Genomic DNA, 16,353 nt, shown 5'->3' with positions numbered 1-16,353 from the left:
CGTTAAAAGGATCAGCCGGTCAACTTGCCAGAGGCAAGGCTCAGCGTCTCCAGAGGGCAGGTGTCGATCCAGTCGCGGACATCGAAGCGTTGTTCGATGAACTGCCAGCGCTGAAGAAAATTGGTGAAGTCTTGCAGGCCATCGATCGCCTGCTCGCTGAATTCAGTGTTCAGGCGCTGGTGCGCGTCCTCGCCATAGGCGGCCGTGACCCAGTACTCGCTGCTGTTGACCTCCCACGAGAGAAAACGTCGCGTGTCCTGCGGGTGCTGCCGGGCCCAGTGTTCGGCGCGCAGCACCGAATCGAGAATGCCGGTGGCCACCTCGAAATGGTTGTCCAGCAGGTGCTGGTCCACGGTCAGGGTGCGCGGTGTGGCGTTGTTGCTGCGGATCAGCGGCTCGGGGTGCGAACCGGTGTCGATCACCGTGACCAGCGAAAAATCATGCGCCAGTTGCACGCCATGCGCGCCCTTGAGAAAGATGGCGTCCACTTCGCCGCGCAGCAGGCCGACCAGTTCGGCGTTGCGGGTTTCGGCGCGGTGTGTGGTGACCAGCGTGCCGTCTACCGCCTGGGCTTGAGTGTCGCTGAAGGTGCCGCCGTGGACATAGTCGACCAGCTCGACATCACGGACTTCCAGACCTTCAAGCTTGAGCGCGTTTTCCAGGCCGCGCAGGGCCTGGGCGCGGGTAAAGTCGATCTGCGCGTTGCGCCAGTGCGGCAGGCCGAAGCGCCGGCCCTTGAGGTCTTTGACCGTGGTGATGCCGCTACCGGGAAGGGTCAGGATCAGCTGCACCTCATCGACCCACGACAGGCCGATCACCCGGGTTTCGCGGCCTTGGGCGCGGGCCCAGATGGCCGGAATGTTGCCGCCGTGGCGCACCGAGTTGCGCAGGGTGTGATCGAAGTGCGACTCGCGCACGCGTTGCTCGCTCGACTCGCGGATCGACTGCAACGCGGTGCCCAGCGGCTCCAGCGCCTCTTTCAGCCAGCCTTTCTGCACCGCCAGGCCAAGCCCGGTGGGCACCGGGCAGCGGGTGTACCAGAGTGTATCCAGTGGCTGTGTATTCTGGAGCAGGCTCATACGGTGGCTCCTTTTGCATGCGTGAGGCTGTGTTGTTGCACCAGCGGCAGGACTTCCTGACCGATGCGCAAGGCTTCTTCAAGGTGTGGGTTGCCGGCCAGAATAAAGGTCGAAAAGCCGGCGTCGCGGTATTCGCTCAGGCGCTCGGCGATCTGTTCGTGGCTGCCGACCAGACCCACCGTCGGGCCAGGCTTGGCCTTGGCGAAACCGGCCCACAGGTTCGGGCCGATGATCAGGTCTTCGAAGCGATCAATGTTCTGGTGATAGGCCGTCTGCCGTGCGCCACCGACCGAGTCCGAGCCGCGTCCTGCCGCAGGTTTTGCACCGGGCGTATGAAAGCGCTCGAACTGGCGGCGCAAATCCGACCAGGCCAGCGCCTCGGTTTCCCGCGCGAACAGGTCGACACGCAGGCCGAAGCGCACGCTGCGCCCTTGACGGTCGGCCAGCTCGCGCACCCGCTCGATGTGCGGCGCCAGTTTGTCCACCGGCTCCGCCCAGTTCAGGTAGACATCGGCGTGGCGCGCCGCGACGTCCAGGGCGGCATCCGAGAACCCGGAGAAATACACACCGGGCTTGCGCTCGTGTTGCAGCCCCTGAGGCAGGCCGCCGTTCTCCAGGCGATAGATCTCGCCTTCATACGAGAAGCGCTCGTTGTGCCACAGGCCATCGATCACATCGAGAAATTCGCCGGTGCGCTTGTAGCGCAGGTCGTGTTCGAGAAAGTCGCCCTGGGCGCGTTGGCCGGCCGGGCTGCCGCCAGTGATGATGTTCCAGTCCAGACGCCCGTTGCTCAGGTTCTGCAAAATTGCAGCCTGTTGGGCTGCGTAGGCGGGCAGGGTCCAGGTGGCCTGGAAGGCGACCAGAAAGCGAATACGCCGGGTCTCACGGGCCAGCGCCGCCGCGACGATCCATGGCTCGGGCCCGGTGGGCAACAGCGCGCCTTCAAACCCCACCAATTCTGCGGCCTTGGCCACCTGGGCGATGTAGTCGATATAGCCAAAACCGTCGGGCGAGCCATCGGCCAGCCGGCCAGGGGCGATATTGCCGGGACGATGGCGCGGGTTACCGCGGTTATGATTGTCGGTACTCAGTTGCGGGCCGTCGGTACCCAATGGCAGACGCCAGAAAAATTCAGTGCTCACAGGGGACTCTCCAGTTGCGGTGTTCGGTGCGTGGCGACGATTTCATCGATCGAGCCGGCCGAACTGCGTTGCCAGGTGCGGTAAAGCATGGCGTACGGGCCGTCCTGTTCGATCAGTTGTCGGTGCGGACCGAGTTCGACCAGTTGTCCCTCGCGAATCACCGCGATGCGATCGGCATCGCGAATGGTCGCCAGGCGGTGGGCGATGATGATTGCCGTACGCCCCAGGCACAGCCGGCGCAGCGCTTTCTGGATGCGCCGCTCGGTGTGCACATCCACCGCCGAGGTGGCTTCGTCGAGCACCAGCACCACCGGGTCCGCCAGATAGGCACGCACCAGGCACACCAGTTGCCGCTGGCCATGACTGAGGTACGAACCCAGCGGACCGACTTCGGTCTGGTACTGATGCGGCAGGCGCTCCAGCACCTCGTCGGCGCCCAGCTCACGCGCAGCGGCGATCAACGTGTCGTCGTCGGCATGCGGCGCGGCCATGCGCAGGTTGTCGAGGATGCTGCCGCTGAACAGCACGTTGTCTTGCAGCACCACCGCCACATTACGCCGCAGGTCATGCTGGGCCACCTCGCGCACATCCAGGCCGTCGAGGCGCACCGCGCCGCCCTGCACGTCGTAGAAGCGTGTCAGCAGTTGCACCAGCGTGCTTTTGCCGTGCCCGGACGGGCCGACAATCGCCAGCACTTCGCCGGCCTCGATCACCAGGTTCAACTGGTTGATCACCGGGCGTGCGGTAGTGGGGTTGTAGGCAAAGCGCACGTCTTCAAAGGTCACCTGACCACGCGCTTTGCCCAGTGCGCGCGGCTGCTGCGGGTCGTTGACCTGCGGCGCGGTGTCGAGCAGCAGGAAGATGCGCTGCGCCGAAGCGGAGCCGGTGGCATAGCGCTCGAACAGGTCCGACAGCTCTTGCAGCGGGCCGAGAAACAGCATCACGTAAAACAGGCTTTCGGCGACCTGGCCAACGGTCACGCTGCCCTGCGCCAGGCCATGCGCGCCGACCAGCAACAACACCGCCATGGCCGCGGCGGCGAGCAGCGCGGTAAACGGCGCGAACCAGCCCGAGCGCAGGCTGCCGCGAATCAGCGACCCGTTGAAGTCGTCGAGCAGTTGCCGGTAGCGGCGCAGGTTGGGCTGCTGACGCACGCACTGTTGCAGCATACGCGCGCCGCCGACGCTTTCGACCAGGTGCGCGGTAAAGCGGCTGCGGTTCTCGGCCACCGTGGCCCAGTTGCGCTGCGAGATACGCTTGAACGCCCAGGTGGCGATAAACAGCAACGGCACTGCACCGGCCAGGCTGAGCAGAAACAGCGGCGAAATCAGCCACAGCATCACCGCCGCCACGCTGCAGCGCAGCAACGCGCCGAGCAGTTCCGGCGGGCCCTGAATCACCAACGGCTCCAGACTGTCGACATCGCGGTCGACCCGGGAAATGATCCGCCCGGCCTTGGTCCGGTCGAAATAGCCCACGCTCAGCGCCTGCACATGGGCAAACACCCGCACGCGCAAATCGTTGAGCACCCGGATGGCCGCGTGGCCTGCGATGTATTGCGAAACCCCGGCCAGGGCAAAGCGCGCCACCCAACTGAGCGCCAGGCCGGCGCCCAGCCAGCCGATCAGGATCATGTCGGCGATCCACTGGCCGTCTTGCTGAATCAGTCCGCGATCGAGCAGCTCACGCACGAACCACGGGCGCAGGAACACGGTGAACACCAGCGCCAGCTCCAGGCCGATGACCAGCGCAATCGAGGTGCGGATCGGCCGCAGCAACGGCAGCAGGCGGCTGAACATGCTGCGATCCAGGGCTTTTTTGGCCAGCAACTCTTCGATTTCGATGTCGCTCAGGGCTTGTTGGCCCCGCAATGGCTTAGCCATGTTCGATCCCCAGCAGGTCGCGGTAGTGCGGGTTGCGTTGCAGCAGCTCGTCATGACGACCGCTGTCGGCAATGCGTCCGCCTTCGAGCATCAACACCCGGTCGGCGAGCAGAATGGTCGACAGCTTGCTGGAGATGACCAGCAGCGTCGTGACCCGGCCGTGGCTGTGCGGCAGCTGGCGGATGTTGTCCAGCACCCGGCGTTCGCTGATGGCGTCCAGCGCGCTGGTGGCGTCGTCCAGGCACAGAATGTCCGGGCGCGCGAGCAGGGCGCGGGCCAGGTTCAGACGCTGGCGCTGGCCGCCCGATAACGTCACACCCTTGTCGCCCAGCGGGGTTTGCAGGCCTTGCGGCAAGCGCTCCAGCACATCCTCGGCCGAGGCCATGCGCAGTGCTTCCAGCAGTTCATCGTCGCGGGCCGTCGGCGCGCCGAGACGCAGGTTGGCAGCCAGGGTGTCGGAAAACAGAAAGCTCTCTTGCGGCACCACATGCACGCGCTGGCGCAGCGGGTCGAGTTGCAGGTCGCGCACATCCTGCCAGCCAGCCTCATTGGAACCGACCAGCACGCGACCTTCGTTAACGTCGACCAGGCGCGGCAACAGGCTGGCCAGCAGACTCTTGCCGGTGCCGGTGGCGCCGACCAGCGCGACGATTTCACCGGGGCGCAAGGTCAGTGAACAGTCGTGCAGAATTGAACGCCCGCCGCCGGGCGCTTTGATCACTACATGCTCCAGCTTCAGCCCCAGCGGGCTGTCGGGCAGGCTGCCGGTGGCGCCGGTGATCGCCGGTTGTTCATCGAGCAGTTGCCAGATGCGCTCGGCCGAAGAGCGAGCATCGGCGAAGGTCTGCATCACCCGGCCGATGCCTTCGATACGAAACACCAGCGTGGTGACGATCAACAAGGCTGCGACCAGTTCACCGACATTCACCTGACCGGTGCTGACCAGGTGCGCGCCGTAGACCAGAATCCACACATGACTGAGGGCAACCACTGCCTGCGGCAATGGAATGCGCGAACTGGCATAAGCCAGCGCCTGACGCGCGTGCACGGTAAACGCAGTGACCTGGCTGGCGAAGCTGTCGATGCGCCGTTGCTCCAGCGCAAACGACTTGATCACCCGCACGCCGCTGATGCCCTCGCTCAGGTCCTGATTGACCCGGTCGTACGCGGCGCCGACGGCGCGGTCGAGGCTGACCAAATGTTCGGTCTGCAAGACGAAAATCGCCAGGCCTGTCAGGGTCAGCAACAACGGCACCAGCCCCAGCAGCGGGTCGTACCAGCTCAACAGGCCTACCGCTGCGAGCACCACAAGCGGGGTATCGAGCACCTGCCGCCAGAAGTTGATCAGCGCATCGCGGACCTTGTCGGCATCGCGGGTGGTACGGGTGATCATCTCGCCCATGCCGTGCTGCCAGTGATAGCCCAAGTGCAGGTTTTGCACTTGCGCCAGAATGCGCTCGCGCAGGCGTGTCAGCAGTTCCTGGCTGAGCACCAGCGCCAGTACGCCGGCGGCGTATTGCACGACACCACGCGCCAGCGCGACACCGACGATCAGCCCCAGCCAGTGCCAGGCCAGCGCGTCGTTGAAGCTGCCGTCGTCCAGGCGCACCACGGCGCGCCCGGCGTTGACATCGTTGATGGCGTGGCCGACCAGCCATTGCTGCCAGACCAGGCCTATGTTGACGCAAATGAACAACGCAGCGGTCAGCCCGAAACGCCACGGCATTTCACGGTAGATGGCCAGGCTGCGCAGCAGTGGGTGTTTGTTGATCATGAATGACTCAAGAGAGGGCGATAAAAATCATCCGTAGGCGCGAGGTTATTACGCCTTGCGGCTGGCGCCTTCGGCCTGTTTCGCGTTGAGGATGGCGGTGTATTCGCCAGGGTCGATGCCGTTCAGGTAGTAGTTGCCCACATGGTGCAAGCGCCAGCGGATCGGGTCGTGGGTGGTGTGCACCCGGGCGTTGCGCCAGAAGCGGTCCAGGTTCCATTTGCTCAAGGTCGAGCTGGCGCCCAGCAACGAGAAAATATCGCTCGATATCTTCAGCGACGCGCCGTCCGAATGCGCACGCGCCGTGGCCACCGACAGAATCAGCTCGTCCTGCAGTTCCTTGTTGTCCGGGTCGAGGTTGTGCCGGTCGAACACCTGCGCGGCTTCGCGCAGCAACGATTCGGCGGCGCGAAGGGCGACGGCGTATTCGCCGATCTGCTTGATGATGTGTGGCTCTTCATTGGCTCGCTCGACGTTGCTTTCTACCCACGGCCGGGCGTTGTGTTGCAGGTACTCGACGGCCGCACTCAGGGCGCCGGAGGCAATCCCGGTGTCGATGGCCGCGTGCAGAATCTGCGGGAAGGTCAGGCCGGTGCGTTTCATCGGGCCTTCGCGGCGGGCAATGTAATCTTCGTCCAGCTCGATGTTGTCGAAGATCACCGTGCCGCTGACCGAGTTGTTCTGGCCGAACGCTTCCCAGTCGTCGACCAGGGTCAGGCCGGGTGTATTGCGGTTGAGCAGCACACCGGCGCCACCGGTGTCGCTGGCTGCGGTCAGCGAGATCCACTCGGCGAGATAGGAGCCGGTGGAGTAGAACTTGCTGCCGTTGAGCACCAGCTTGCCGTCTTCACGACGCTCGACCCGGGTCTTGAGGGCAAATTTATTCTTGCCGCCGACTTCCGCCAGCGCATTGCCAAAGCGTTTGCCGGCCAATACGTCGCTGATCAAACGGTCGCGCACCGCCTCGGTGTAGCCGGTGAAGATGCCGCGCAGCATCACGTTATGAATCTGCAGCAACTGGCCCACGCCGCCATCGGCCACCGAAATCAGGCGCACGGTTTCGACGATGGTCTGCACCGACGCGCCCAGGCCGCCGAACTCTTTCGGCACGCCAATCGCGGTCAGGCCGCTTTGCGACAGCAGCTCGGCCTGACGCCACGGCAGGGTGTTGTTATTGGCCGGGTCCGCTGCCAGACGGGCGATTTCCACCGCAACCTCTTTGGCGGTGGCAATGGCCTGCGCTTCGCTGTGCAGACGCTGGGCCGGCTGTTCGGTTGCCGGAGTGTTATGGGCCGTGCTCATGACTTCACCTGTTCTCAATTTCTGATGTGCCTAATGGCTTTGCAGGGGTTGAGCAAGTTCTGCGCCAGTGTTCCGTTTGGCGTGTCGAGCCTTCTGTTTCGCGGCTTTCAGGGCAGGGGTGAGGTTTTTTGCAAAGGGGGTGTTGCTGGAGCAGCACCCCGCGGCAAGCGATTGCTGATCTGCCAGCAGTCGCGCTGCAGTGTTGCTGGCAGATCAGCAATTCAGGCTGCTGCATGAGTGGTTATTTGATTTTTATTCTTATAAATCAAAAGGTTAAATATTTGGCATGAGCGTTGCGTTAGCACAGGCATTGGCCAGCCATCCTGGCCCCGACCGAACACCTGGAGCTTTCCATGACTCACGCTGCAACGCTGCCCAACACGGCGCCCGGCCAGGCCGACGCGCTGGAGCAAATCTGGTTCACCCGCTGCCCGGTGCCGACCGCCTCGGGGCTGGCCTATAAACTCGGCTGGCTGAGCGAAGAATTCGCCGCCGATGGCTTGCCGGTGTCGACCCTGCAGGAAGCCCGGCAACTGGGTCGTCATCATTACGATCACGACCTGCCGGGCCTGTTTCGCGAAGGCGGTAACGTCCCGGCTCTCGCGGCCCGCGCCGCCGGTGCGCCGAGCCGGTTGATCGGCCTGACCTGGATCGAAGAGTGGCAGACCATTCTGGTCCGTCCCGACTCCGGCATCCGCAGCGCGCAAGACCTTAAAGGCAAGCGTCTGGCCCTGCCGGCCTGGGGCGAGAACCGTCCGGGCAGCATCGCCCGCGCCATGAGCCTGCACGGCTACAAGGGCGCGCTGTCGCTGGCCGGTTTGAGCTTCGACGATGTCGAACTGGTCGAAGTCGCCCTGCAATCGCAAAGCGATGCCGCCACCGCGCAACTGGGCCTGCAACGCCTGTGGTCGGGCCTGGATTATCTGGTGCGCGGCGAAGTCGATGCGGTGTACGTCAAAGGCGCCTCGGCCGCCGATGCCGCGCAGCGTCTGGGCCTTGTCGTCGGTATCGATCTGGACCAGATCGTTGATCCGCGCTACCGCATCAACAACGGCACGCCACGGCCGATCACTGTGCACCAGAGCCTGCTCGACAACCATTTCGAGGTGGTCGTGCGCTTCCTGGCGCAAACCCTGCGTGCCGCTGAATGGGCCGCCGGCAACCGCGAGGCGCTCAACCGCATTCTCGAAGAAGAAACCAAGGCCGGCAGTGCCGGCGTGGCCGAAGCCTATCGCGGCGACTTCCACACCACCCTGGCGCCGGACCTCTCGGCCCAACGCCTGGCATTTCTCGACGTCCAGAAAAAATTCCTGCACCTGCACGGCTTTCTCGAACGTGACTTCGACATTGCCGGCTGGGTCGATCACGCCCCCCTCAAAGCCGCCCATGAACTGTTGGCCAAGCGCCGCGCCTGAATCCGGAGAACTTGCACATGACCACTGCTACCGCTGAACGCAGCCTCAGCGCTGAACAACACGCCTTCGTCGACAACGTGATCCTGGAAGCCGAGCAGGCGTTCACCGTGTTCCGCGAAACCAACACCATCACCGCCAACGGCACGGTCGGCTTTATCGAGCGCATTCCGGGCACCGAGCTGCTGGTGTCGGTCAACTATCCGGGCCCGTGGAACTACCGCAAGCCGCTGACCGCCACGGTCACCGACTTTGACGGCAACGTGATCCACGGCAAAGGCCGCGGCGGTCCTGGGCGCTACACCAGGTTGTTCCAGCAACACGCCGACGTCACCACCATTTCTCACGTGCACTCGCCATACCTCGGCGCCTGGGCGCAAACCCAGCGCACCCTGCCGTTCAACTACGTGCCGGTGCAGCGCTTCCAGCTGGCCCGCGAGCTGCCGGTGTACGTCGACCGTCGCCAGCAGGAAGTCGACTTCATCCTCGACAGCATTGCGAAAAACCCCTTCACCCCGGCGATCCTCGAAGCCAACGGCGGCGCCACCGTGTGGGGCAAGAAAGGCCTGCGTGATCTGGCCGAGTTCATCGTGCTGCTGGAAGAGGGTGCGCAGATCCAGTTGCTCGCCGAATCGATTGGCGGCTCGCGTGCCTTTGGCCCTGGCGTGTTGACCCAGCAATGGAAAATGAGCGGCCTGTTCGAACAAGCCACGGCCCTGAACCTGGTACCGGCCATCGACCGCCGCGACTGATCGCACTGCGCGTACTAAACAAGGATTACAAGCATGGCCGTGAAAATTCTCTGGTACCTCACCACCCCCGACGGACCTTATCCGTGGGAGCCCGAAGGGCGCTGGCACACCGATTTCGAACACCTCAAGCAACTGGCCGTGGCCAGCGACCGCTTGGGTTACTACGGCTCGTTGCTGGGTTCGAGCCCCAACGAAAGCCTGGCCGTCGCCGCCGCCTTGATCGACGCCACCAAGCGCCTGCGCTTTCTGGTGGCCCAGCATCCGGGCGAGCTGTCGCCTGCGGTGTTGGCCAAGTGGGCGCTGACCTTCGATCAGTTCTCCAACGGTCGCTTGCTGTTCAACGTGGTCAACGGCAATGACGCGGGCCTGGCAACGCTGGGCGTGCATTACCCGCACGATGAGCGCTATGACTTCAGCCTCGAATACTGGAGTGCGTTCAAGAGCATTTATGCCGGCGAAACCCAGGGCTACGACGGCAAGTACGTCAAGCTCGCGCCGCGCCCGGCCGCGGCTGCCGGTCATCCATTGGGCGGCTGGCATGCGCCGCTGCAAAAGCCGGGCATCCCGCTGTGGGGCGCCGGCACCTCGGGTCCTGGCGTGGCGCATTCGGTGCAGTTGCTCGATGTGTACCTGAGCTTTGCCAACACCCCGCCGAAACTGGGCGAGAAGTTCCGTCGCGTGGCGGCGGAAGCGGCGAAGATCGACCGCGAGCTGACCTTCGGTACGCGCCTGCAAATCATCGTCCGCGAGACCGAAGAAGAGGCCTGGGCGCACGCCGAAAAACTGCTGCAACGCACCTCGCTGCAAACCGCACTGAATGCCGTGCAGCGTCAGTTGCCACCGGGCGAAACCCTGGAGACTTTCCACAGTGACGACCCGCAGATCCAGCGCAATATCGAGACCCTGCGCAGCGGCAAACTGCCCAAGGCCCGCGATCTGGAGATCTACCCCAACGTCTGGGTCGGCCCGAGCCTGTTCGGCTTCAACATTCTGGGTCCGGCGGCCGGCACCTATCTGGTCGGCAGCGCCGAACAGGTCGCCGAGCGGATTCGCGAATACGAAAGCCAGGGCACCTCGGCGTTCATCCTCTCGGGCTTTCCGCTGATCGACGAAGCCCACCGCGTCGCCGACCTGCTGCTGCCATTGCTGGACCTGGATCACGGCTTTGACGTGCCGTCGCTGGGCGTTGCCAAGCGTGTCGTCGAGGCTCCGGTCCCGGCCTGACGGCGGGTTTTTAATTTTGACGCTTGATCGTTTGTGGATGGAGTCAGCATGAGTCACGAATTTCCCCGTCGTACCTTTCTCGGCAACAGTCTGGCGGTCGGTGGCGGCCTGCTATTGGGCGGCCTGCTGGGCGGTTGCGACAACACTGCCAAAGCCACTGCGCAAGCCGGTGCCGGTGCCGGTGCCGCCGGTGCCTTGCTGACACCGGTGCGTGGCGGTCGTCTGCGGGTCGGCATCATCGATGGCGATCAGGCCGGCAACCTCGATGCACACAAGCCGGTGGGCGGCGGGATCATTCGTGGCTGGGCGCTGTACAGCAAGTTCTGGGAGTGGAACCCGGACGTCAGCACGCGCCTGGCCCTGGCCGAGTTCGCCGAACCTAATGCCGACGCCACGGCCTGGACCATTCGCCTCAAGCAGGGCCTGGAATTTCACCACGGCAAGACCATTACGTCCGAGGACATGCTGTTCTCGATCCTGCGCCTCACCGACCCTAAACTGGCCTCGCCGTATGCCGGCCTGGTCGGCGCCATCGACCGTCAGGCGCTGCGCAAGCTCGACGACCGCACGATCGAGATCCGCTTCAAGCAAGGCCAGAGTTTCTTCCCGCTGGACGAAACCCTGATCAGCTTTGGCGGCATCGTGCCCACCGACTACGACCCGATCAGCAATGTGGTGGGCGCCGGCCCCTACAAGCTGAAAAGCTTCATTCCCGGCCAGCGCTCGCTGTACACCCGTTTCGAGAACTACTACAAACCCGGCCAGCCGTATGCCGACGAGCTGGAAATCATCGAATTCAAGGATCAGGTCTCGCGCCTGGCCGCTTTGCGCGCCGGGCAGATCGACGTCGCCAGCGGCGTCACCGCCGAGCACACCGCGACCATCAAGGCCGACTCGCGCCTGAAGCTGTATGCCTCGCCGACCACCTCGTTCAGCGGCTTCAACCTCAACGTGGCCAAGGCGCCGTTCGACGACCCGAAAGTGCGTGAAGCCTTCCGCCTGCTGGCCGACCGCGAAGAACTGGTGGCGCGTGCGCTCAACGGTTTCGGCCGCATCGGTAACGACCTGTATTCACCGCACGATCCGACCTTCAACCACGCCATTGCCCAGCGTGGTCATGACCTGGAACGCGCCAAGACCCTGCTGCGCGAAGCCGGCCACGAGAACCTCAAGGTCGAATTCACCACACCGCCGGGCGGCACCGCCAACGCAGCGTTGGTGTTTGCGCAACAGGCCAAGAAAGCCGGGGTCGAGATCAAGGTCAACCAGGTCGACAACTCGGTGTTCAACGGCCCGCAACGCGACAACTGGGTGATGTCGCCCGCCTCGACGCCGGCGCGTGGCTTTCTCGCCACCGCGCTGCACAACGAGGCGCCGACCGCGATCTACAACCGCAGCAATTTCCACGACCCGCGCTTCGATGAGCTGTTTCTTGAAGCGCTGGCCCAGCCCGACCTGGAAAAACGCAAGGTGTTGGTCCACGAAGCCCAGCGCATCCAGCACGAACGCGGCTCGCTGCTGATCTGGGGCTTTGCCGATGTGCTTGATGCGGCTTCGGCCAAGGTCGGCGGCCTGACCCCGGAACAGACCACCTTCGCCTCGTGGCGCTTCGACAGCCTGTGGTTGAACAATGTCTAGACATGCACACCGTCACTCGCGCTTTCAGGCACCGGCCTGGTTGTCGTGGTTTTTCGGCCGGCTCGGTTATGGCCTGCTGACCGCCTGGGTCATCAGCCTGGTGGTGTTCATCGCCACCCAGGCGCTGCCCTCGGACCCGGCGCGGGTGATTCTCGGCCCCGACGCGCCGCTTGAAAGCGTGCTGACCCTGCGCCAGCAACTGGGCCTGGACCAGCCGATCCTGCTGCAATACGGGCACTGGCTGCTCAAGACCTTGAGCGGCGACCTCGGCACCTCGCTGGACTCGAACGCGGCGGTCAGCAGCATTCTGTTCGGCCGTTTCGGCAACACCCTGGCGCTGATCCTCGGCGTGCTGCTCACCGCCGTGCCGTTGGCCCTGGCGCTGGGCGTGGCCCTGGCATTGCGCCGTGATAGCCGGATTGACCGCTGGGCGCTGTCGCTGCTGATCTTTCTCAAGGCCACGCCGAGCTTTTTGTTGGCGATTGGTCTGGTGCTGCTGTTTTCCATGCCGCACATCGACTGGCTGCCGGCGGTGTCGATTCTCGACCCGGACAAGGGCCTGCTCGAACAACTGCGCTTTCTGGTGCTGCCGATCGTGGCGCTGTCGCTGTCGGCACTGCCGTACCTGACGCGCATGGTGCGCGCCTCGATGATCGAGGCGCTGGAGTCGGACTATGTGATCGCCGCGCGCCTGCGTGGTGTACCCGAGCGGCGGATTGTCTGGCTGCACACGCTGCCCAACGCGCTGATTCCGGCGATTCAGGGCGTGGCGCTGACAATGCGCACGCTGATCGGCGGCGCGTTGTTGGCCGAGGTGATTTTCAGTTACCCCGGCATCGGCACCACGCTGAACTCGGCGATCCAGATGCGCGACCTGCCACTGATTCAGGCTGCCGTGCTGGTCACCACGCTGGGCGTGGTGCTGGTCAACCTGCTGGCCGACCTGCTGACTGTCTTGCTGACCCCGAAACTGCGCACCGCCCGCAAGGTGCGCATGATCAACCGCAACCGCCGGGGTATCCGCCCGTGGTGGCGGCGCACGCCGGCCCGTCAGGCCGGATGAGGATTTTGTCATGAGCGCTTTTTCTGCGACTGCCCGCTGGCGCCTGTTGTGGCGCGAACCCCAGGTGCGACGTGGCCTGATCATTACCCTGCTGGTGGTCGTGGTGGCGGTGTTCGGCCCGTTGCTGGCGCCGCATGCGCCCACCGACATGGTCGGCCCGGTGTACGGCGCGCCGACTGCGGATGCCTGGCTGGGCTTTGATTTTCTCGGCCACGACGTGCTGTCGCGGCTGCTGGCCGGCGGCCTGTCGGTGCTGTGGATGTCGATGGCGGCGGCCTTGATCGCGCTGCTGGTCGGCACCAGCCTGGGCCTGGCGGCGGGCTTTTCACGGCGCCGGCTGGACCAGGCGATCATGTGGGGCGCCGATGTGTCGCTGGCCTTTCCTGATCTGATTCTGGTGCTGCTGATCGTTTCGATGCTCGGCCGCCAGCCGTGGCTGATCGTGCTCACCGTGTCGATTGCCTTTATCCCCAGCGTGATCCGCCTGGCACGCGGCAGCACCGTGGCGGTGGCCAGCCAGGAATTCGTCGAGGTCGCGCAGATGATGGGCTATTCGCCGTGGCGCATCCTGTTCAAGGAAATCCTGCCGAACATCCTCACGCCGTTGCTGGTGCACTTCGGCAACATGCTGACCTGGGGCGTGGGCATTCTCTCGGGCCTGAGCTTTCTCGGCTACGGCGTCGCGCCACCGGCTGCCGACTGGGGCCTGATGATCAACGAAAACCAGGCCGGCCTGCTGGTCCAGCCGTGGCCGGTACTGGTGCCGGCGCTGATGATCGGCATCTTCGCCTACGGCACCAACATCCTTGCTGAAGGCATCGGCCGCAGCACGGCGCGGATCGGGGACAAACAACCATGAGTGTGATCGCCGAAATGAGCCTTGAACAACGTGCGGCGATTGCCGCAAGCCGCACGCCGCAGACGCTTGAAGCGCCGGTATTGCGTGTCGAGGGCTTGCGCGTCGAGCTGAGCGCGCAGGTCGATGTGCTGGCCAATGTCTCGTTCAGCCTGCAGGCCGGGGAAATCGTCGGCCTGGTCGGCGAGTCCGGTTCGGGCAAGACCACGCTGGCCACCGCGCTGCTGGCCCACGCCCGGCGCGGTGCGAAGATTTCTGCAGGCACCGTCGACATCGCCGGCCAGTCGCTGCTGCAACTGAACGGCGAAGCCTTGCGCCAGGCGCGCGGCAGCCTGATCGGCTATGTGCCGCAAGACCCGGCCACCGCGCTTAACCCGGCCTTGCGCATCGGCACCTTGCTGCGCGAAACCCTGGCCGCCCACGACGCCAGCCTGAACCGCGACCAGCAACGCCAGCGCCTGCAAGACACCCTGCGCGATGTCGGCCTGCCGGATGACGAGCTGTTTCTCAAGCGTTTCGCCCACCAACTGTCGGGCGGCCAGCAACAGCGTGTGCTGCTGGCGCTGGCGTTTGTATTGCGCCCGCGCCTGATCGTGCTCGATGAGCCGACCACCGCGCTGGACGTGACCACCCAGGCGCACATTCTTGCGACCCTGCGCCGGCTGTGCAAAAGCCAGGGCGTGGCGGCGGTGTATGTTTCTCATGACCTGGCGGTGATCAAGGACCTGGTCGACCGGGTGATGGTCATGTACGCCGGCCGGCTGGTCGAAACCGCCAGCCGCGAAGCGCTGTTCAGCCATCCCGCGCACCCGTATACCCGTGGCCTGCTGGCGGCGATCCCGGATGTGGCCGAGCGCCGCGAAATCAACGCGATTCCCGGCCACGCCCCGGCGCCCGGTCATCGCCCGTCAGGCTGCGCCTTCGCCCCACGCTGCCCGCGCAGCACAAGCGCCTGCGGCCAGGGCGAGCCGGTGCTCGATGAGCTGAATAACCAACAGCGCGTGGCCTGTCTGCACCCGCACCGTGAAGCGCTGGCACTGGTTACCCAGGCGCCGCTGGCCGCGCTGCGTGTGGAGGCCGATGAGCGTCAGTTGCTTGAAGTGGCCAACCTCGACGTCGCCTATGACCGGCAAGTGCTGTTCGACATCTCGCTGAATATCCAGGCCGGCGAATGCCTGGCGCTGGTCGGCGAATCCGGCTCGGGCAAGACCAGCCTGGCCCGCACGCTGGCAGGCCTGGGTGAAAACGCTCAAGGTGAACTGCGCTATGCCGGCCAGCCGCTGAGCCTTGAAGCGCGCCAGCGCACACCGGATTTGCGCCACCGTATTCAGTACATCTTCCAGAACCCGTACCGCGCCCTGAACCCCAGGCAAACCGTGGGCGAATGCCTCAGCGCGCCGCTGGCGCACTTCTTCGGCGTCAAGGGCGCAGCGGCGCGTGAGCGGGTCGAAGCGGTGCTCAAGCGTGTGTCGCTGCCGACCACCACTGTGCAGTCGTACCCGCACAGCCTGTCGGGCGGCGAACGCCAGCGCGTGGCGATTGCCCGCGCCTTGATCTGCGAACCGGAACTGCTGATCTGCGACGAAGTGACCTCGGCACTCGACGTCTCGGTACAAGCCTCGATCCTCGCGCTGCTGCGCGACCTGCAACGCGACGGTCTGACGCTGCTGTTCGTCACCCACGACCTGGGCGTGGTACGAGCGATCGCCGATCGGGTGGTGGTGCTCAAATCCGGACGGATTCTGGAGCAAGGGACGGTGGAGCAAGTGCTGGATCAGCCACAGGACGACTACACCCGCACATTGGTGAGCAACTCGCCGACGCTGGTGTAAGGACGGGCGCTGTGCCTAATGCCGGTTAGTTAAGGCAAAACACGGCCTCGTAGGAGTGAGGCGGATGCCCCCCCTCAGCTCGCGAATGCTGCAGTACAAACACAGCAGATGTGCCGGTTTTACGGGCCCTTTCGCGAGCTACCGGGCGGCGATCCGTCTCTGCTGGCGATTGAGCGCGAAGCGCTCACAGACATTTCTGAAACGCTGACATTTTACGACTGCTAGCGCAGCCGATCGCGGTGGTCCGGCATTCCGGCAGAGCCCCCTCCTACAGGTTGATCTGACCCCAAAAAGTTGGACAGTCTATTGCCACACGCCCACCGAGCGAGTCCTGAACTCCACAGGACTCAATCCGCCAAGCTTCACTTTTATCCGGTCATGATTGTAGTAACGGATGTA

The 16,353-nt window shown here is 64.5% G+C and carries 13 protein-coding genes; 7 read left to right on the top strand and 6 right to left on the bottom strand.

The window, feature by feature from the left end; all coding sequences use genetic code 11:
• Positions 1–11 precede the first annotated feature (11 nt).
• From ACYP2A_RS22315 to ACYP2A_RS22295, 5 genes are read right to left on the bottom strand one after another with little or no spacing between them, the layout of a single operon-like run.
• The gene (locus ACYP2A_RS22315; protein ID WP_459748128.1) at positions 12–1,079 is read right to left on the bottom strand and encodes an ABC transporter substrate-binding protein; all 1,068 of its coding nucleotides are present in this window, start codon (positions 1,077–1,079) and stop codon (positions 12–14) included.
• Complete coding sequence (locus ACYP2A_RS22310) at positions 1,076–2,221, bottom strand: LLM class flavin-dependent oxidoreductase (RefSeq protein WP_459748126.1); 1,146 nt, start codon at positions 2,219–2,221, stop codon at positions 1,076–1,078. The genes ACYP2A_RS22315 and ACYP2A_RS22310 overlap by 4 nt, the downstream gene beginning before the upstream one ends.
• The gene (locus ACYP2A_RS22305) at positions 2,218–4,104 is read right to left on the bottom strand and encodes an ABC transporter ATP-binding protein (RefSeq protein WP_459748124.1); all 1,887 of its coding nucleotides are present in this window, start codon (positions 4,102–4,104) and stop codon (positions 2,218–2,220) included. Before ACYP2A_RS22305 ends, ACYP2A_RS22310 begins: the two co-directional genes overlap by 4 nt.
• Positions 4,097–5,878 carry an ABC transporter ATP-binding protein gene (locus ACYP2A_RS22300; protein WP_459748122.1) on the bottom strand — a complete coding sequence of 594 codons (1,782 nt, stop codon included), beginning with the start codon at positions 5,876–5,878 and terminating at the stop codon, positions 4,097–4,099. The genes ACYP2A_RS22305 and ACYP2A_RS22300 overlap by 8 nt, the downstream gene beginning before the upstream one ends.
• Before the next feature lie 48 nt (positions 5,879–5,926).
• Positions 5,927–7,177 carry an acyl-CoA dehydrogenase family protein gene (locus ACYP2A_RS22295; protein WP_459748120.1) on the bottom strand — a complete coding sequence of 417 codons (1,251 nt, stop codon included), beginning with the start codon at positions 7,175–7,177 and terminating at the stop codon, positions 5,927–5,929.
• 353 nt (positions 7,178–7,530) lie between these two features.
• Between ACYP2A_RS22295 and ACYP2A_RS22290 the strand changes: the two genes are divergently transcribed.
• The 7 genes from ACYP2A_RS22290 to ACYP2A_RS22260 are packed head-to-tail and all read left to right on the top strand — an operon-like array spanning position 7,531 to position 15,954.
• Positions 7,531–8,592, top strand: coding sequence for an ABC transporter substrate-binding protein (locus tag ACYP2A_RS22290; protein ID WP_459748118.1), 1,062 nt, complete (start codon positions 7,531–7,533; stop codon positions 8,590–8,592).
• 17 nt (positions 8,593–8,609) lie between these two features.
• A complete protein-coding gene (locus ACYP2A_RS22285) occupies positions 8,610–9,341 on the top strand; it encodes a class II aldolase/adducin family protein (protein ID WP_459748117.1) in 732 nt (243 codons plus the stop codon).
• A gap of 33 nt (positions 9,342–9,374) precedes the next feature.
• On the top strand, positions 9,375–10,565 hold the full coding sequence (locus tag ACYP2A_RS22280) for an LLM class flavin-dependent oxidoreductase (protein ID WP_459748116.1): 1,191 nt from the start codon (positions 9,375–9,377) through the stop codon (positions 10,563–10,565).
• 48 nt (positions 10,566–10,613) lie between these two features.
• Positions 10,614–12,203 (top strand): ABC transporter substrate-binding protein, encoded by a 1,590-nt coding sequence (locus ACYP2A_RS22275; protein ID WP_459748114.1) that lies wholly within the window; start codon positions 10,614–10,616, stop codon positions 12,201–12,203.
• A complete protein-coding gene (locus ACYP2A_RS22270; protein WP_459748113.1) occupies positions 12,196–13,266 on the top strand; it encodes an ABC transporter permease in 1,071 nt (356 codons plus the stop codon). The genes ACYP2A_RS22275 and ACYP2A_RS22270 overlap by 8 nt, the downstream gene beginning before the upstream one ends.
• Positions 13,267–13,276: 10 nt before the next feature.
• Positions 13,277–14,125 (top strand): ABC transporter permease, encoded by an 849-nt coding sequence (locus ACYP2A_RS22265; RefSeq protein WP_459748112.1) that lies wholly within the window; start codon positions 13,277–13,279, stop codon positions 14,123–14,125.
• Between the two features lie 14 nt (positions 14,126–14,139).
• Positions 14,140–15,954, top strand: coding sequence for a dipeptide ABC transporter ATP-binding protein (locus tag ACYP2A_RS22260; protein WP_459748206.1), 1,815 nt, complete (start codon positions 14,140–14,142; stop codon positions 15,952–15,954).
• Between the two features lie 303 nt (positions 15,955–16,257).
• Here the strand turns inward: ACYP2A_RS22260 and ACYP2A_RS22255 are convergent, their stop codons facing one another.
• On the bottom strand, positions 16,258–16,350 hold the full coding sequence (locus tag ACYP2A_RS22255) for an IS3 family transposase (RefSeq protein ID WP_459748205.1): 93 nt from the start codon (positions 16,348–16,350) through the stop codon (positions 16,258–16,260).
• Between the last annotated feature and the right edge of the window lie 3 nt (positions 16,351–16,353).

It is taken from the genome of Pseudomonas sp. 3A(2025) (genome assembly GCF_054589175.1).
Note: the sequence above shows the minus strand (reverse complement) of the source record. Positions and strands in the feature narration are given on the sequence as shown.